The organism is Hymenobacter latericoloratus (genome assembly GCF_014199535.1).
GTDB lineage: Bacteria > Bacteroidota > Bacteroidia > Cytophagales > Hymenobacteraceae > Hymenobacter > Hymenobacter latericoloratus.
On the sequence record NZ_JACHNV010000003.1, the window covers coordinates 823,032 to 840,785 of the forward strand.

At 60.7% G+C, this 17,754-nt stretch carries 16 protein-coding genes; 6 read left to right on the forward strand and 10 right to left on the reverse strand.

Annotated features, from left to right (window positions below; genetic code table 11):
* Positions 1-100 precede the first annotated feature (100 nt).
* Positions 101-733: an ABC transporter ATP-binding protein gene (locus tag GGU46_RS14040; RefSeq protein WP_139922361.1), complete on the forward strand. Its 633-nt coding sequence runs from the start codon at positions 101-103 to the stop codon at positions 731-733.
* A gap of 230 nt (positions 734-963) precedes the next feature.
* Complete coding sequence (locus tag GGU46_RS14045; protein WP_139922363.1) at positions 964-1,332, forward strand: hypothetical protein; 369 nt, start codon at positions 964-966, stop codon at positions 1,330-1,332.
* Between the two features lie 124 nt (positions 1,333-1,456).
* Here GGU46_RS14045 and GGU46_RS14050 read toward each other — a convergent pair whose 3' ends face one another.
* Positions 1,457-2,218 carry a DUF4197 domain-containing protein gene (locus tag GGU46_RS14050; protein WP_183404170.1) on the reverse strand — a complete coding sequence of 254 codons (762 nt, stop codon included), beginning with the start codon at positions 2,216-2,218 and terminating at the stop codon, positions 1,457-1,459.
* A gap of 280 nt (positions 2,219-2,498) precedes the next feature.
* Positions 2,499-3,299, reverse strand: a complete 801-nt coding sequence (locus tag GGU46_RS14055; RefSeq protein ID WP_183404171.1) for a DUF4197 domain-containing protein — start codon at positions 3,297-3,299, stop codon at positions 2,499-2,501.
* A gap of 98 nt (positions 3,300-3,397) precedes the next feature.
* Between GGU46_RS14055 and GGU46_RS14060 the strand changes: the two genes are divergently transcribed.
* The 3 genes from GGU46_RS14060 to GGU46_RS14070 all read left to right on the forward strand — a co-directional run bounded on the left by GGU46_RS14060 (position 3,398) and on the right by GGU46_RS14070 (position 6,547).
* Entirely contained in the window at positions 3,398-4,648 is a 1,251-nt protein-coding gene (locus tag GGU46_RS14060) for a competence/damage-inducible protein A (protein WP_183404172.1), read from the forward strand.
* Between the two features lie 155 nt (positions 4,649-4,803).
* Positions 4,804-6,213 (forward strand): dihydrolipoamide acetyltransferase family protein, encoded by a 1,410-nt coding sequence (locus tag GGU46_RS14065; RefSeq protein WP_183404173.1) that lies wholly within the window; start codon positions 4,804-4,806, stop codon positions 6,211-6,213.
* A 127-nt stretch (positions 6,214-6,340) separates the two neighbouring features.
* Positions 6,341-6,547 carry a hypothetical protein gene (locus tag GGU46_RS14070; protein ID WP_139922371.1) on the forward strand — a complete coding sequence of 69 codons (207 nt, stop codon included), beginning with the start codon at positions 6,341-6,343 and terminating at the stop codon, positions 6,545-6,547.
* A 120-nt stretch (positions 6,548-6,667) separates the two neighbouring features.
* Here GGU46_RS14070 and GGU46_RS14075 read toward each other — a convergent pair whose 3' ends face one another.
* The 8 genes from GGU46_RS14075 to GGU46_RS14105 all read right to left on the reverse strand — a co-directional run bounded on the left by GGU46_RS14075 (position 6,668) and on the right by GGU46_RS14105 (position 16,432).
* The gene (locus GGU46_RS14075) at positions 6,668-7,078 is read right to left on the reverse strand and encodes a DoxX family protein (protein WP_183404174.1); all 411 of its coding nucleotides are present in this window, start codon (positions 7,076-7,078) and stop codon (positions 6,668-6,670) included.
* Positions 7,079-7,173: 95 nt separating this feature from the next.
* Positions 7,174-7,350, reverse strand: a complete 177-nt coding sequence (locus tag GGU46_RS22165) for a nitroreductase family protein (protein WP_246398973.1) — start codon at positions 7,348-7,350, stop codon at positions 7,174-7,176.
* Between the two features lie 11 nt (positions 7,351-7,361).
* Entirely contained in the window at positions 7,362-7,781 is a 420-nt protein-coding gene (locus GGU46_RS14080; RefSeq protein WP_246398972.1) for a nitroreductase family protein, read from the reverse strand.
* A 110-nt stretch (positions 7,782-7,891) separates the two neighbouring features.
* Positions 7,892-10,504: a TonB-dependent receptor domain-containing protein gene (locus GGU46_RS14085; RefSeq protein WP_183404175.1), complete on the reverse strand. Its 2,613-nt coding sequence runs from the start codon at positions 10,502-10,504 to the stop codon at positions 7,892-7,894.
* Positions 10,505-10,618: 114 nt separating this feature from the next.
* Positions 10,619-10,780, reverse strand: coding sequence for a hypothetical protein (locus GGU46_RS14090; RefSeq protein ID WP_180754512.1), 162 nt, complete (start codon positions 10,778-10,780; stop codon positions 10,619-10,621).
* A gap of 108 nt (positions 10,781-10,888) precedes the next feature.
* Complete coding sequence (locus GGU46_RS14095) at positions 10,889-13,018, reverse strand: S9 family peptidase (RefSeq protein ID WP_183404176.1); 2,130 nt, start codon at positions 13,016-13,018, stop codon at positions 10,889-10,891.
* Between the two features lie 275 nt (positions 13,019-13,293).
* Positions 13,294-15,924 (reverse strand): valine--tRNA ligase, encoded by a 2,631-nt coding sequence (locus GGU46_RS14100; RefSeq protein ID WP_183404177.1) that lies wholly within the window; start codon positions 15,922-15,924, stop codon positions 13,294-13,296.
* 157 nt (positions 15,925-16,081) lie between these two features.
* Complete coding sequence (locus tag GGU46_RS14105) at positions 16,082-16,432, reverse strand: 4Fe-4S dicluster domain-containing protein (RefSeq protein ID WP_183404178.1); 351 nt, start codon at positions 16,430-16,432, stop codon at positions 16,082-16,084.
* A gap of 238 nt (positions 16,433-16,670) precedes the next feature.
* Between GGU46_RS14105 and GGU46_RS14110 the strand changes: the two genes are divergently transcribed.
* Positions 16,671-17,696: an acyl-CoA reductase gene (locus tag GGU46_RS14110; protein ID WP_183404179.1), complete on the forward strand. Its 1,026-nt coding sequence runs from the start codon at positions 16,671-16,673 to the stop codon at positions 17,694-17,696.
* Positions 17,697-17,754 lie beyond the last annotated feature (58 nt).

Sequence of the window (17,754 nt, forward strand, 5' to 3'; positions counted from 1 at the left end):
AACCGCAACCCAAGAGCTTAGGGCCCGGAGAATGTTCTGACGCGCGTACGTTAGCAGAACATGGTCTGGGTTCTAAGCTCTTCTTTCTTAGCGCCACGATATGCAGATTACCGCCACCGGGCTGGGCAAGCGCTTTGCCCGGGAATGGATTTTCCGGGACCTGACCCACACCTTCCGGCCGGGCACGGCCACCGCTATTCTGGGCCCCAACGGCGCGGGCAAAAGCACGCTGCTCAACACTTTGTCGGGGCAGCTCCTGCCCACTACCGGCACGCTCAGCTACGAGCACGCCGGCCGCGCTACGGCCGTGGAAGACGTACCGCCCCTGCTGGCCTACGCGGCGCCCTACCTGGAGCTGATTGAGGAACTGACCCTAACGGAGCAGATTCAGTTTCATACCCGCTTCAAGCCTCTGCGGCCGGGCCTGACGGCGGCGCAGCTTATCAGCATCATGTATCTGGAGAAATCGCGCCACAAGCTGGTGCGGGATTTCTCTTCCGGCATGAAGCAGCGCCTGAAGCTGGCCCTGGCCCTGTACGCCGATACCCCCCTGCTCCTGCTCGACGAGCCCACCACCAACCTGGACCGCACCGGCGTGGAGTGGTATCTGGAACATGCTCGCGCTACCCTGAAAGGACGCACCGTACTGGTTTCCAGCAACGTACCAGAGGAATACGACTTCTGCCAGGAGCAGCTGCTGATAACTGATTTCGGGGCGAAAGCAGCCAGGTAACGGCAGTGTCGCGTACGAGGGCGTAGCGCCCATTGAAACCCGGCAGCTCAGGGTATTTTCAAAAATGCTACCCCCGGAAAGTGCCTGAGCCAGCGGCTAAAAGCTCTTTTGAGGCCGCAGGGTGCAGCGCCACCGCAACCTTCCAAACCTTCCGGCTCGTATCTTCGCATTCGAAATGCTGCGGCACCTTTCACTCGACACTTTTCACCCTTACCGCCCCTAGCAAGGCCATGAGACAATACGACGACCTCGACGACGACCTCTTCGACGATGACGACGAGATGGATAGCTTCGCCAAAACCGGCGGCAGCAAAACTCGCGGCAGTTCCGAAGACCAACTCTCCGCCAAGTACGCCGACTACCTGATGTGGCGCGACACCGGCTCCTCGCACGATGAGGCCCTGGACCTGGCCAGTATGACCGAAGACGAGTTTGCTACCGCTGAAGCCGCCGAAGACCCCGACGGCAGCCGCGGCTTCGGCAGCCTCGATGATGACGACGACTTCAGCGACGATGATGACGACGACGACAGCGGCTACGGCAGCCACCGCACCGGCAGCGGCCGCCGCAACTCCGGCTACGACGATGATGATTTTTAGTAGGCCAAGGCTCTGATTTCTGCTCAGGCCCACTAGGTTTAACAGGAAAGGCCCGCGCTCCGTTATGGAACGTGGGCCTTTCCCGTTAAAGCCAGCGGCGGCAAGTTATCTGCCCGCCCCTGCATCAGCTCTGCTTTTTGCCGAACACGCGTTTCAGCAAATCGGTGGTCCGGGCCACGGGGTTTTCGCGGATGTTGGCTTCCTCCTGGGCAATGAGGGTAAACAGGCCGTCGATGGCCTTGCCGGTGGCATACTGGTTCAGGTCCGTCTGCACGGGCTTCACCAGCGGAATGCGGTTGTAGCGGGTGGTCAGGTCGGTGTAGTAGCGGGTGGCCCCAACCTGGTCGAGGCTCTTCTGCACGATGGGCCGGAAGGCTACCGTGAGCTGCTCGGTGGTCGTGCGCTTGAGGTAGTTGGTGGCGGCGTTCTTCTCCCCCGTCAGAATCCCCCACACGTCCTTAAACGTGAGGCTTTTAATGGCCGTGAGAAAAATAGGCTTGGCGCTTTTCGCGGCTTCCTCGGCGCCCCGATTCAGAGTCAGCTCAAACCGGTCAACCTGGCTGCCCAGACCAATGGAGCGCAGGGTAGTAGCCACGCGCTGCGCATCAGGCGGGAAAGGAATCCGAATCAGTTTGTTCAGGTAGAAGCCATCTGGCTTCGAGGCTTGGTCGGCACCTTTGCTGATGCCTTGGGTAAGGGCCTCCTTGAGGCCCCGGGCAGCCTCGTCCTGGGTGATGTTGCCCGTACTCCCGGCCTTGGTGGTTGGGGGGGCCGGAATGGTTGTTTTGAGAATGTCGCCGAGCTTAGGCAACTTAATCTGGGCCGAAGCAGCCACGCTCAACCCCAACAGGGCCACGGGCAACACAAGGAAACGGCGGTAGTTCATAGCAGTAAGAAAAGCAGTACAAATGCTGCTCAAGCACAAGGCACAAACCAGACCAGGTTTGATTTTGGGTAAGGAGGGAAACGAGGTGAGGAGGTAACTGGTGACAGGTAAGCTTATTGGCTCTGAGCGGCTGACGTTGCCAACGCCAGGCCAGGGTTTAACGCATTTCAGGAGGGTAAGTGGGGTCGTTTTTTTGGCGTAGCTGGTGCAGGCGGAGCCCATCGGACCGAGGTGAATAGCTAACCTGCCACTTGTCACCTGTCACCAGTTACCTCCTCACCTATTTCCCAAACACGCGCTTGAGCAGGGCGCTGCCTTGGCCAGCGGGGTTTTGGCGGATACGGCCTTCCTCAGCGGCTATCAGGGCAAAGAGGCCATCCACGGTTTTCTCCGTAGCATAGGGTGCTAGCTGCGGACTAAGCTTGGTTACCAGCGGAATTTTGTTGTAGCGGGCTACCATTTCGGCGTAGAGGCGGGTAGCGCCCGTCTGGTCCAGCGACTGTTGCACGGTAGGCTGGAAGGCAGTGCGCAGGTCGGCGGCGGTTTTCTCGTAGAGCAATGTGGTAGCCGCATCACTTTCCCGGCTGGTAGCCAGCGTGAGGGCGTCCTGCAGGGTCAGGTTCTGCACCGCGTTCAGGAAGATGGGCTTCGCCTGGGCCGAGGCAGTTTCGGCGGCGCGGTTCAGGGCTACCTCAAAATTATCGACCAGGGCTCCGGCTTTCAGCTTGCGCAGCGTAAGAGCAACTATTTCCGCTTCGGGCGGGAACGGGATGCGGATATCCGCGTTGGCAGTAAAGCCGTCGGGGGCGCTACCCTGCGCCACGGCGCGGGTTACGCCCTGGCTCAGGGCTTCGCGCAGGCCGCTGCTGGCTTCGTCGGCCGTGAGCGGGACTTTCACCGGGGTAGTGGGGGTAGCAGCCGGTTTGGCAGCGCTGGCGTTGGGGGTAGCCTTTTTGGCGGTTGTAGGCTTTTTGCTAACCGTAGTGGTCTTTTTCGGGGTGGTTTTGGATTGGGCGGCGGCCAGTTGGGCGCTGGCCAGCGTAAGCGTGAGGCCGAGGGCCAGGGTGCGGAGGGGAGGCATAAGACGAAAAAGGTAAACCCAACGGCTGTTGTGGCGTTGTTAGCCGACGGGTTGCCAATATTGCGCCAAATCCGGCACTCCTCCTAACCTCCTCCGCTATGCCCTCCCTCCCCGACGTTGAAATCATGACTATTGGCGATGAGCTGCTCTACGGGCAGGTCATCGACACGAATTCGGCCTTTATGGGCCAGGAACTGGCTAAGCTGGGTCTGCGGGTTCGCCAGATCACCAGCGTTTCGGACCGCGCCGACGAAATAGTGGCGGCCCTGGACCTGGCCCGGCAGCGCGCCCAGGTGGTGCTCATGACCGGCGGGTTGGGCCCCACCAAAGACGACCTGACCAAGCACGTGCTGGCCCGCTATTTCGGGGCGGAGCTGGTGCTGCACCACGCTACTTTGGAGCACGTGGAAGGCATTTTTCGGCGCTTCAACCGCCCCATGCTGGACGTAAACCGCCAACAGGCCCTGGTGCCCGCCAATTGTCAGGTGCTGTTTAATGCGGTGGGCACGGCACCGGGTATGTGGTTTGAAAGCCAGCAAACCGTGTTCGTGAGCATGCCGGGCGTGCCGCACGAAATGAAATACCTGATGACCCACGAGGTGCTGCCGCGTCTGCAGCAACACTTCCGGACACCCCCCATCGAGCACGTAGTGGTGCAGACCATTGGCCTGGGCGAGTCGTTTCTGGCCCAGCAGATTGAAGCCTGGGAAGCCGCCCTACCCCCCAACGTCAAGCTAGCCTACCTACCCTACCTCGGTGGGGTGCGCCTGCGCCTGACCGGCCACGACGACGGCCAGCCAAACCTGCGCGCCCGCATGGAAGCCTTGCTGCCCAGCCTGCAAGAGCTGTTGGGTGAGCATATTTTTGCCGAAGGCGAAATAAAGCTGGAAGAAGCCGTGGGACAGCTGCTGTTGCAGCGCGGCCTCACCGTAGGCACTGCCGAGAGCTGCACGGGCGGCCTGCTGGCCCACCGCCTTACCAGCGTGCCTGGCAGCTCGCGCTACTTCCAGGGCAGCGTCATTGCGTACTCTAACGATATAAAGGTGCGCGAGCTGGATGTGAAGCCAGAAACCCTGGCCACCCACGGCGCCGTGAGCGAAGCCACCGTGGCGGAAATGGCCGAGGGGCTGCGCCGCCGGCTGGGGGTAGATGTAGCCCTGGCTACCAGCGGCATTGCCGGTCCCGAGGGCGGTACCCCCGAAAAGCCCGTCGGTACCATCTGTTTCGCCTATGCTGATGCTCACCGGACCGTCACGCGGCAGATCAGCTTTGACCGCGGCCGCCAGCTGAATGTGGAGTACACGACCACCATGGCCCTGAACCTGCTACGCCAGGAAGTGGTGAAATAGTGAGAAGGCGAAAGGCAGAGTTTGCCGGTGCTTTGCTGCAGCGCCGGGCAGATAGGCCACCAACTCGCCATTTCACTACTTCACCTTTCGCAACTTCACTTACCTTTGAGGCTCCAAACCCACCCCACCCCTTTTTTCCTAACTACCCCAACCGCATGGCACGAGTGGAAATGACGATGCCCAAGATGGGCGAATCCATCATGGAAGGCACCGTCCTGAAATGGCTTAAACAAGTAGGCGACTCCATTGAACAGGATGAATCGGTGCTGGAAGTAGCCACCGATAAAGTGGACACCGAAGTTCCGGCCCTCCACGCCGGCGTTCTGCAGGAAATTCTGGTGCAGGAAGGCCAGGTAGTGGCGGTGGGTGCGCCCATTGCCATCATTGAAACCGACGCCAGCGCTGCTACTGCCGCTCCCGCCGCGGCCGCCGCTGACATGCCTGCGCCCTCCGCTAATGGCGCAGAAAAGGTAGCTGCTGAGGTTCCGTTTGTTCCGGCCGCCGCTCAAACTTCGGCCGCCGAGGCTACAGCGGCTCAGCCCCAGCCGGGCCGCTTTTACTCGCCCCTCGTGCTGAGCATTGCCCGCGAAGAAGGCATTTCCATGGCCGACCTGGAACACCTGCCCGGTACTGGCAGCGAAGGCCGCGTCACGAAAAAAGATATTCTGGATTATGTAGCCGCGGGCAAGAAGCCCCTGGCGCAGCCAGCGGCGGCCCCCGCTGCCCAGCCCCAGGCCGCGTCAGCCGCGCCGGCCCCTACCCCGGCCCCGACGGTCCAAGCTCCTACGCCAGCCGCCGCACCGGCCCAGCAGGCTGCTTCCGCTCCGGCACCCAAAGCGGTGCCCTCCATCAGCGGCAACCAGGAACTGCTGGAAATGGACCGCATGCGCAAGATGATTGCCCAGCGCATGGTGGACTCCAAGCGGATTTCGCCCCACGTTACCTCCTTCGTGGAAGCCGACGTGACCGACATTGTGAACTGGCGCAACAAGCACAAGGATGCCTATAAGAAGCGCGAAGGCGAGAACCTGACCTTCACGCCTATCTTCATCCAGGCCATTGCCCGCGCCATTCAGGATTTCCCGAACATCAACGTATCGGTGGAAGGCGACTACATCATCAAGAAGCGCGACATCAACGTGGGGGTGGCCGTGGCCCTGCCCTCGGGCAACCTCATCGTGCCCGTAATTCACAACGCCGACCAGCTGAACCTCAATGGCCTGAGCAAGCGCGTGAACGACCTCGCCAACCGGGCCCGCGCCAACAAACTGAAGCCCGAAGACTTGGAAGGCGGCACGTACACGGTTTCCAACGTGGGTTCCTTCGGCAACGTGATGGGCACGCCTATCATCATGCAGCCCCAGGTGGCCATTATGGCCGTGGGCGCCATCAAGAAGAAGCCCGCCGTCATTGAAACGCCCCAGGGCGACTTGATTGGCGTGCGTCACTTCATGTTCCTCTCCCACTCCTACGACCACCGCGTGGTAGATGGCTCGCTGGGCGGCATGTTCGTGCGCCGCGTGGCCGACTACCTGGAGCAGTTCGACCCGAACACCACCATCTAGAGCTTAGGAAGGTATGAAAAAGGCCCTGCCGTGGTTACGGCGGGGCCTTTTGGTTGGGCCGGATGCCTTATTTTTGTGCATTGGCCGGATCGTTTTCTTCCGGCTCTCGTTTTGAATCTCCCGTCTCATGAATAAAGTCCTGCCCCTGGCAGCCCTGGTTATTGCCCTGGGCCTGATTATTTTCCTTTACCAGCGCCTGCGCACCACGGAAGCCGCGCTGGCAATGGCCCAGAAACGCTTCGACGACTGCGAGCAGGTAAACTTCCAGCTTCAGAACCAGCTGGTGCAGGCTACCCGCGGCCCTGTGCCCGACAGCCTGAAAATCGTGGACTAGCCCGGAAGGGGTAGCACAACGAGCCGCTGCAAACGAAACTCGAGTGCCAATAAATGGCTCCTTGGGCTTCGTTTGCAGCGGCTCGTTGGGTTTACTGGGTAGGAGGGGGTAGGCACCTGCTTACGCTACCGGCCCCGCGTTGCGGCTGCGGGCGGCATCCAGGCTCCAGGGGCCGGGGCCGGCCGCCGACAGGTACAGGTACACAAAGCAATAGAGCACGGCCAATTCGCCTTGGTTTATAATGGGCAAGGCATGCTGGGGCGCGTGGGCCATAAAGTAGGCCACGGCCATCAGGCCCGACAAAATAAAGGCCACCGGCCGGGTGAACAGGCCAATCAGCAGCAATAGCCCGCCGCCAAATTCCAGAATCCCGGCCACCAGCATCAGGCCGGTGGCCCCGCCACCGCCATGGTCGGAGGGCGGCCAGCCGAACAGCTTCTGACTTCCGTGGAACAGCATCAACAGCCCCGAAACAATGCGCAGCACGCTCAGCAGCCGGGCCGACCAGGGCGAGAGGAAAAAAGTTGTCATACTATATAGGGAAAAGAGTGAGTACTACCCTGCCAACGCAAAAGCGGCCCGCCGGGATACAGCGGGCCGCTTCATGGCAACGGGAGGGGTAGGAATTATGCCAGCACCCAGGTCACTTTTTCCTCCAGAGGGCGGCGGGTGCTGCGGGCTTGGGCGCTGGGCTTGGGGTAGCCCAGGTAGAAGAAGCCGAGCAATTGATCCTCGGGGCCGAGGCCGAAGAAGGGCCTGGCCTCCGGGAGGTAGGTAACCCCGCCGCTGCTCCAGAAGCCCACCAGCCCGTGCGCTACGGCCGAGAGGTGCAGTTTTGCACGGCGCAGGCCACGGCGGCTACCTCCTCTACTTCGGGCACCTCGGGGTTGCGCTTCAGGCCAATGGCAATAACGTGGGAGCTGAGCAGGGGATTATTGGTCATCTTCTCCAGCTTGGCGGGCTGAAACTTATCGCCCGCGGTGGTCCGGTACAGCTCGGCCTGAAAATCGGCGAGCTTCTGGCGGCCCGCGCCGGCAAACACCACAAAGTGCCAGGGCTCGGTGCGCTTGTGGGTGGGGGCCCAGGTAGCGTTTTCCAGCAGCTCGCGCACCAGCGCGTCGGGCACCGGGCAGCCCGGCTCAAACAGCACCGGCTGCATGCTGCGCCGCCCCCGAATCAGTTGGGTGACCTGGGCGGCATCGAGGGGGGTAGGTATTTCGGCTTGATTACTCATGCTTAAGAAAGAGGTTTGAATGCCGGATGTTTTGATACTCTGCGCTGAGCTTCTACAAAAAAACCCCCAGCCGAATGGCCGGAGGCTTTTGCGTTCTGTTGCGGAACCGGTTAGGGCCGGCCGCCGCTGGGGCCCTGGGCGGGGGTAGCACCAGCGCCGTTGCCGCCGTCGGAGCTGCCCCCGTCTTTCAGGTCGTCGTTGCTGATGGAGCGGCGTCGCTTGGGCTGGGCCATGCTCATCTTGCCGATGCGGTAGCTGAAGTTCACGCGGAAACCGGAGCGGCGCAGCACGTTCACGCTGTACTGATCCAGAGTGGGCGAGCTGATGGAGCTGCGGATTTTGTTGGTGGGCGTGAAGAAGTTATCGGCCCCGAAGCCAATGCTGCCTTTCTTGTCGGCAAAATCCTTTTTCAGGCCCACGCTATACACCCCGAAGCCGCCCTGGTAGCCCTGGAGCTGCACCTGTCGGCCGCGGTAGAAGCTGAACGCCTGAATGCCCCAGCCCTTGGTGAAGGTGTAGCCCCCCATCAGGCGGCCGCTGACGACCCAGCCCTGGTTGCTGGCGGCGTACAGCACATCCGAGACGTTGTTATCGAGGGTGGCGTAGTACACATCGGCCCCGCCGCCCAGCGTGAGCTTGTTCTGGATGTTGACGTTGGCATTCAGGCTGCCGCCGTAGGCGTTTTCAGTGCCGATGTTAGCGTACGACGTACGAATACGGGCTCCGTCCTGGGTCCGCACCGGCTGGATGGAGCCATCGGTATTGCGGGCGAATACACTGAAGCTCAGCGAGGTTTGCTTGATAAAGGTGTTGTATCCCAGCTCGAAGTTGTTGGTTTTCTCGGGTTCCAGCTCGGGGTTGCCTACCGTGTACAACAGCGGGTTGCCCGACTGCTCGTTGGGGTTCAGGAACTGCAGGGAAGGGCGCTGAATCCGGCGGTTATAGGCCGCTTTGAGCACGTTGCCGTTAGCCAGCTTCCGCGAGACGTTCACGCTGGGCACCAGCACGCCGTACGAGGGAATGGAAGGAGCATTATCCGTGCGGAAGTCGGCCGTGATAGTGGTGTACTCGTAGCGGGCCCCGGCCTTCAGGGTGTAATTCTTGAGGAAGCCCAGGGTGTAAGAGGCGTACGCCGCCGCCACGTTCTGGTTGTAGTCGAAGACGTTGGAAAGCGTGGTGCCGGTCTGGCGCTGGCCGTTCAGGAAGGTGGTGTAGTCGCTGTTCACCCGGCGCATGATGTCCTTGGCCCCAAACTCCACCAGCTGGGTTTTGCTCAGGGGCGTCTGGTAGTCGAGCTGCAGGGTTACTTCCTCGTTGTAGCTGTCGTTGAGGTTGCGGCGGTAGTCGCCGGCGCCCTGGCCCTCCTGGGTGGTGTTGGTGAAATTGTTGGTGCGGGTGTTGCGGCTGTACTGGGCCAGCAGGCTCAGCTCGCGCTGGGGCGTCTCGAAAGTGCGGGTGTAGTTGAGGGTAGCATCCAGCGTATTGGAGTTGTCGAGCACCTTCACGTCGCGCAGGCTGCTGCTACTTTCTGTGGAACTGGTAACCGGCGTAACGGGGTAAAACGGCACTACGGGGTAAATATAGAAGGTAGTGTTCGTGGCCAGGTCATCCTGGTAGCTGGTGCCGTTGCGCAGCCCTAGCTGCACCGAGGCCGAGAGGAAGTTGTACTTATTAATGTCGTAGTCCCAGCCCAGGGAGTAGCGCCCGAACACGTTCTGCTGGCGCGTGTCGGCCGCCTGCACGGTGCGGCTCAGCAGCTGGCGGCCGGCAATGTCGTTGCCCTGAATCCCGTACGTCGTCTGCTCGTTGCGGAAAGAGCCGGGCACGTTGTACTGGCCCCGGCCCCCGCCGCTCAGCGAAAAGCCCATCTTCCCTACCCGGTACGAGGCGTTCAACCCCAGATCGGAGCCGCGCAAACCGGCACTGCTGCGCAAATCCAGGGTAAAGCCCTGCAGGTTATTCTGCTTGGTGACGATGTTGATGATACCGCCCGAGCCTTCGGCGTCGTACTTGGCCGAGGGCGAGGTAATTACCTCCACGGTCTTGATCTGGTCGGCCGGAATCTGCTTGAGGGCGTCGGCAATGCTGTTGGCCGAGATGGTGCTGGGCCGGTTGTTGATAAGCACCCGAATGTTCTGGCTGCCGCGCAAACTCACGTTGCCATCGAGGTCCACCGAGAGGTTGGGCACGCGCTTGAGCACATCGGTAGCGTCGCCGCCGCGGGTGGTTTCGTCCTTCTCGGCGTTGTACACCGTGCGGTCCACCTTTTCCTCGACCAGGCTGCGCTGGCCTTCCACCCGCACCTCGCCCAGGGCCTGCGCCGACGACTCCAGGGCCACGCTGCCCAGGGCCACGGTGTTGCCGGCCGCGGTAATGACTACCCCGGTTTTCTCCACCAGCTTATAGCCGATAAAGCTGATTTGCACGGTATAGGTGCCGGCGGCAATGCGCGGAATCGTGAATTTGCCGTTGTCGTCGGCGGCAGTGCCATCCACCGGTTTACCGGTGGCCGGGTTTACCAGGGCCACGGTAGCGTAGGGCACCGGCTGCTTGGTAGCAGCGTCGGTAACCGTGCCCGTAATGCGGCCACTCCCCGGCTGGGGCTGGGCCGCCGCGCCGGCGGGCCGACCCGCGCCGGCGGGCCGCTCGCCACCACCGGGCATCTGGGCCAGCACCGTGTGGCCGCTGCCCGTTATCAAAATAAGAAAGAAGAGCTTTTTCATATGCGTGAGGGGAAATAGCGACGCCCGGCAAGCAGTATTCATCATGCTACCTACATTGCTAGCGCAAACCTATCCGGCTGGCCAGCGCTACAGAAATGAACCCGACCAAGCGGTTTATTTCTGCCCTGAAAGCCGAAGAAAGTCCGCGCGAATGCCGAGCAACCGCAGCCACAGACGCAACTTTGGCTGAAGGGTCGCACGCAGGCCCGGATATTTAGGGAAATACTGCCCAGACGAAACAGAAAAGCCGCTCCATTCCTGAAGCGGCTTTTTCATTTGGCCTGGGCTTGCGAAGGACCTCATTCCGTTGACACGAGTCGTGACACGTCTTGTTCATGAGTGATAAGGTCCTTCGCAAGCTCAGGATGACGGCTGTAGCAGCAGCTACGCCTTCACGCCCAGTAGCATCAGCATGAAGGCAAACTGCCGGGCCGTGTCGTGGATGGATTTGAAGCGGCCGGAGGCGCCGCCGTGGCCAGCGGCCATGTCGGTGTGCAGCAGCAGCAGGTTTTGGTCGGTTTTCACGGTGCGCAGCTTGGCTACCCACTTGGCCGGCTCGAAGTACTGCACCTGCGAGTCGTGCAGGCCGGTGGTAACCAGCATGTTGGGGTAGGCCTGGGCCTTCACCTGGTCGTAGGGCGAGTAGCTGAGCATGTACTCGTAGAACTCCTTTTTATTGGGGTTGCCCCACTCGTCGTACTCGCCGGTGGTCAGCGGAATGCTCTCGTCGAGCATGGTGGTTACCACGTCCACGAAAGGTACGGCCGCTACTACCCCCTTGTAGTACTCAGGGTGATTGTTCACCACGGCGCCCATGAGCAGGCCGCCCGCCGAGCCACCCATGGCAAAGAGCTTCTGGGCGGAGGTGTACTTCTGGTCAATCAGAAACTTGGAGCAGTCGGTGAAGTCGGTGAAGGTGTTTTTCTTCTTGAGCTTCTTGCCGTCCTCGTACCACTGCCGGCCCATTTCCTGCCCGCCCCGGATGTGGCAGATTACGTAGGCAAAGCCCCGATCCAGGAGGCTCAGGCGGGCCGCGCTGAAGGTAGGGTTGGTAGAGTAGCCGTAGGAGCCGTAGGCGTACTGCAGTACCGGCGCGCTGCCGTCTTTCTTGAAGCCCTTTTTATACACGATGGACAGGGGAATCTTTGTACCGTCAGCAGCCGTAGCATACACCCGCTCGGTCACGTAATCTTCCTTGTTGAAGCCACCCAGCACCGCCTGCTCCTTGAGCAGCTTTTTGGTGCGGGCGTTCATGTCGTAGTCGAAGGTGGAGCCGGGGGTAGTCAGGGAGGAGTAGCTGTAGCGCAGCACCGGCGTATCAAACTCGGGGTTGATGCTGATGGCAGCGGTGTAGGCCGGCTCCCCGAAGTTGAGGTAGTGCTCCTGCTTGTCCTTCCACCGAATCACGCGCAACTGCAGCAAGCCTTCCTTCCGCTCGCCCAGCACGAGGTAGTCCCGGAACAGCTCCATGTTTTCCAGAAACACGTCCTTGCGGTGCGGAATTACCTCCTGCCAGGCTGTTTTGGCAGTGTTGCTCACGGGCGTTTTCAGCAGGCGGAAGTTGGGCGCCCCGGCGTTGGAGCGCACGTAAAACTCGCTGCCGAAGTGCTCCACGTCGTAGAGGTGGTCGGCCTCGCGGGGCAGAAACACCTTCAGCGCCGCCGTGGGGATAGCCGCGTCCAGGAACCGGGTTTCCGACGACATGGTGCTACCGGCCTGCAGGAAAATGTACTTACGCGACTTCGAGCGGCCGACGTGGATGCGGTAGGTGTTATCCTTTTCCTCGTACACCAGCTGGTCCTTGCTGGGGTCGGTGCCCAGGGTGTGGCGGTAAAGCTGGTAATCGAGCAGGGTGCCGGGGTCCTTGCGGGTGTAGAACACCGTTTTGTTGTCGGCAGCCCACACGGCGTTGCCGCTGGTGTTCGTGATTTGCTCGGGGTAGAGCTGGCCGGTTTTCAGGTTACGGAAGCGCAGGGTGTACAAGCGGCGGCTCACCACGTCCTCGGAGTAGGCCAGCACCTGGTTGTCGTCACTGACTTCGAAGCCGCCAATCTGGTAGTAGGATTTGCCCTTGCCCAGTTCGTTGGCGTTGAGCAGCACTTCCTCGGGCGCGGTCAGGCTACCCTTCTTGCGGCAGTAAATCGGGTACTCGGCTCCGGCCTCGAAACGGGTGTAGTAGTAATACCCATTGTCGCGGTAGGGCACCGACTCGTCCTGCTCCTTGATGCGCCCTTTAATTTCCTGAAATAGCTTGTCCTCCAGCCCCTTCACGGGGGCCATCTGCTGCTCGAAGTAGGCGTTTTCGGCGTTGAGGTAGCTGATTACCTCCGGGCTTTCGCGCTGATTCAGCCAGTAGTAATTATCGGTACGGGTACCAAACGGCGACTTCAGCTCTTTGGGCTTAATGGCCGCTACGGGTGGTTTGTTCATGGCGGAGGGGGTAGCCGACTGAGCCACGGCCGCACCGCTCAGCAGCACGCCCAGGCCCGTCAGCAGGGTATAGAATGGTTTCATAGCGCAGGAAGTTGAGGTGAACTACTGCGCTAAAGGAAAGAGAAATTTAGATATGTAGTCACATCCTCCCCCACCCTTCTGTCATCCTGAGCGCAGCGAAGGACCTTATCATGTTAGAACAACAGACATAACAACCTCTTGCTCATGCGTGAAAAGGTCCTTCGCTCCGCTCAGGATGACAGAAGGGTGGGCAGGGCACTTCACAGTAGGAACAACGCAAACAAAAAGGCCGCCACGTTCCCGCAGCGGCCTTTTTGGCAGATTTTTACCTTGTATTACAGTGCGGCCAGGCTCTGCTCAAGGGCCGTAATCTTGGCTTCGGCATCGGCCAGCTTCTGCCGCTCACGCTCTACCAGGTCGGCTTTGGCATTGGCCACGAACTTCTCATTGGCCAGCTTTTTCAGCACTGAGTCGCGGAAGCCCTGTGCGTATTCCAGTTCCTTGGTCAGGCGCTCCTTCTCGGCGCCTAAATCAATCTGGCCTTCCAGGGGCACGAAGAACTCCGCACCGCCCGACACAAAGCCCACGGAAGCAGCCGGCGCGGCCTCTACCACACTGATTTCGGTGAGGGCAGCCAGCTTGCGGATGATGCCGTCGTAATCCTGCAGCAGCTGGGCATCGTCGGTTTTGGCGGCCAGGGTCAGGGGCTTGTTGGGGCCCAGGCCCTTCTGGTTGCGGATGTTGCGCACGCCGGCCACGATGTCGAGGGCGCGGTCCATGCGGGCCAGCAGCTCGGCGCTGTTCGCCACGGGCTGAGCCTTAGGCCAGGCGGCCACGCACACGTAGTCTTTAGCACCGCGCTCGGCCAGCTCATGCCAGATTTCCTCCGTGATGAAGGGCATGAACGGGTGCAGCAGCTTCAGCAGCGTTTCGAGGTAGCCGGTGGTGAGGCGCAGGGTTTCGGGGTCGATGGGGGCTTGGTACGCGGGCTTGATCATCTCCAAATACACGGAGCAGAAATCATCCCACACCAGCTTGTAGATGGTCATCAACGCATCCGACATCCGGAATTTGTCGAAGTGCTCGTCCAACTCCGCCAGGGTCGTTTGCAGCTTGGCGCCGAACCACTCTACCGCCTTCTCATTGGCAAACGGTAGGGTAGCATCTACCTCCCAGCCTTTGATCAGGCGGAAGGCGTTCCAGAGCTTATTGGTGAAGTTGCGGCCCTGCTCTACCAGCTTGATATCGAACAGCAAATCGTTGCCGGCCGGGGAGCTGAACAGCATGCCGGTGCGCACGCCGTCGGCGCCGTAGTCGGCAATGAGGTCCAGCGGGTCGGGCGAGTTGCCGAGGCTCTTGCTCATCTTGCGGCCCTGGGCGTCGCGCACGATGCCAGTGAGGTACACGTTGCGGAAGGGCACTTCCTTGCGGTACTCCAGCCCGGCCATAATCATGCGGGCCACCCAGAAAAACAGGATTTCGGGGGCCGTTACGAGGTCGTCGGTGGGGTAGAAATAGTTGACGTCGGCATTGTCGGGGTCCTTGAAGCCGTCGAACACCGAAATCGGCCACAGCCACGACGAGAACCAGGTATCCAGTACGTCCTCGTCCTGGCGGAGGTCCGTGAGCTGCAGGTCATCGTTGCCGCTTTGCTCACGAGCTTGCTTCAGGGCTTCTTCGGCGCTGAGGGCTACTACGAAGGTGCCATCGGGCAGGTAGTAGGCCGGAATGCGCTGGCCCCACCACAGCTGCCGCGAAATGCACCAGTCGCGCACGTTCTCCATCCACACCCGGTACATGTTCTTGAACTTGGGCGGGTGCAGCTTGATTTCGTCGCTTTCCACTACCTCCAGGGCGGGCTTGGCCAGGTGCTCCATTTTCAGGAACCACTGCAAACTCAGGCGCGGCTCAATTACGGCGCCGGTGCGCTCCGAGGTCTGCAGCACGCTGGCGTATTCCTCCACCTTTACAAGGTGGCCAGCGTCTTCCAGGTCCTTGACAATGTTGCGGCGAGCAGCAAAGCGGTCCTGCCCCACGTACAGCTGCGCCTTTTCATTCAGCGTGCCGTCGTTGTTCAGGATGTCGATAACGGGCAGGTTGTGCTTCAGGCCCAGCTCGTAGTCGTTCAGGTCGTGGGCGGGCGTTACCTTCAGGGCGCCCGTTCCAAAGTCGATGCTTACGTACTCGTCCAGAATCACCGGAATTTCCCGGTCCAGCAGCGGAATGCGCACCTTGGCTCCGTGCAGATGCGTGTACCGCTCATCGTTCGGGTTTACCGCTACGGCTACGTCGGCCATGATGGTTTCAGGTCGGGAGGTGGCCACGGTCAGGAACTGGCCCTCCTGCCCTACTACCTCGTAGGTCAGGTGGTACATCTTGGCCATGGTGTCCTTCGGAATTACTTCCTCGTCGCTGAGCGCCGTGCCGCCTTTCGGGTCCCAGTTTACCATCCGGATGCCGCGGTAAATCAGGCCCTTCTGGTAAAGGTCCACGAATACGCGCAGGACGGCCTCGGTCAGCTCGGGCTCCATGGTGAAGCGCGTCCGGTCCCAGTCGCAGGAAGCGCCCAGCTTCTTGAGCTGCTCCAGAATGATGCCGCCGTACTTCTCCTTCCACTCCCAGGCGTGCTCCAAGAACTGCTCCCGGGTCAGGTCCTTCTTCTCAATGCCCTTCTCCTTTAGCAAGGCTACTACCTTGGCTTCCGTGGCGATAGAGGCGTGGTCGGTGCCGGGCACCCAGCACGCTTCCTTGCCTTGCATGCGGGCCCGGCGTACCAGCACATCCTGAATGGTATTGTTCAGCATGTGGCCCATATGCAGCACGCCCGTGACGTTGGGCGGCGGAATTACCACCGAATACGGCTGTTTGCGGGGGTTGGCTTTGGCTTTGAAGAAGCCCTGCTCCTGCCAGCGCTGGTACCACTTGGCTTCAACGTCGGCGGGAGTATAGGTTTTGGCGATGGACATCGTCGAAGGGAATCAGTTCAGAATACGGGCAAAAGTAGGCAATTCGGGCGGGCTGGCCCAGGTACGCTTTTGAGCACAGCACGACACAAAACAACAAGAGCTGCTTCCGGGTGGAAGCAGCTCTTGGGTAGCTTGGGCTGGTGGCAACAGGTAGGACTTAAGCTTCCTGGTGCAGCCACTGCTTTTTGCTGAGCAGCTTTTCCTGCGTTTCGCGGTAGTCGGGGTCGTCCACGCAGCAGTCCACGGGGCACACGGCTGCGCACTGGGGCTCCTCGTGGAAGCCTACGCACTCGGTGCATTTGTCGGACACGATGTAGTAGTACTCGTCGGAAATAGGCCGCTGGGGCGAAACGCCGGATACGGTTTCGCCGCCGTCAACCTGTACTTCTTTCAGGCTCGTTCCATCGGCCCAGCGCCACTGAGCGCCGCCCTCGTAAATGGCGGTGTTGGGGCATTCCGGTTCGCAGGCACCACAGTTGATGCACTCGTCGGTTATCATGATGGCCATAGCCTCGGGTATCTTAAAAAGTAGGAAAAGAGGATGCTTTGTCTAGTACGCAACCCACCGCAGGCAGGATGCCGACGGGCAAAATTAGGAATTAGCCGTACTCAACAAGAATTTTGACTTCCGAATTCTGTATTCCCTTCCGGAATCCAAACCTGGCCTCTCGGGGTTTAGTACCTACTGCAGGGGTAGGCGCTGCTGCCGGCTCCTTGCTTTTCTTCGTTTCGTTTTCCCTTTCTATATGACGCACGCCGACCGCCTGGCTGCTTTCGTGGCCCTGGGCCAGCACCTCTCCGAGCTTTCTCCCCCCTCCCACGCCGACGAACTGGCCAGCCTGGCCGCTCGGGCCCGCAACCAGAACCCCTGGTTTGATTTGCCCAACGTCACCTCTGCTATTCGGGGCATTGCCCATTTGCTCGCCGAGGAGCCTCTGCGCCAGTGGGCCGGCCGCTACCCCCAGGAGCCCGCTCAACCCCGCAAGATTGGGGTGGTTATGGCCGGCAATATTCCGCTGGTGGGCTTTCATGACGCCTTGTGCGTGCTGCTATCAGGCCATATTCTGCTGGCCAAGCTCAGCTCCGACGATACGGTGCTCATGACCTGGGTACTGGACGAGCTGACGCGCCTGGAGCCACGCTTCGCGGAGCAGATTCAGCTGGTGCCGCGCCTGAATGCGGCCGACGCCTTCATTGCCACCGGCTCCGACAATACAGCCCGCTACTTCGAATATTACTTCGGCAAGAAGCCGAACATCATCCGCCGCAACCGCACCAGCCTGGCTGTGCTCACGGGCCGCGAAACCAACCACGACCTGGGCCTGCTGGGCGAAGATATCTTCCGCTACTACGGTCTGGGCTGCCGCAACGTGAGCAAGCTCTACGTACCCGAAGGCTACGACTTCACGCCTCTGCTCGACTCGCTGCAACCCTGGCACCGGGTGCTGGAACACAACCGCTACCAGAACAACTACGACTACAATAAGAGCATTTTGCTGGTAAACCGCGTGCCCCACCTCGACTCTGGTTTCCTGCTGCTCACCCAGAGTACGCAGCTGGTGTCGCCTATTTCGGTGCTGCATTACGAAACCTACAGCAACGAGGTGGACCTGGTAGTGCGCCTGGCCGATGTGGCCGCCCAGACCCAGTGCCTGGTTTCGGCGGGTGGGTTGTTCGCGGGCAGCTTTCCGTTCGGCCGCGCCCAGCAGCCAGGAGTGGCCGATTACGCCGACGGCGTGGATACCATGGCCTTTTTGGCGGAACTGACGTAGAAAAGCAGAACTGAAAGAGAAGGCCTCTACCTGCCGGGTGCCGCTCATGCGTTCTTCA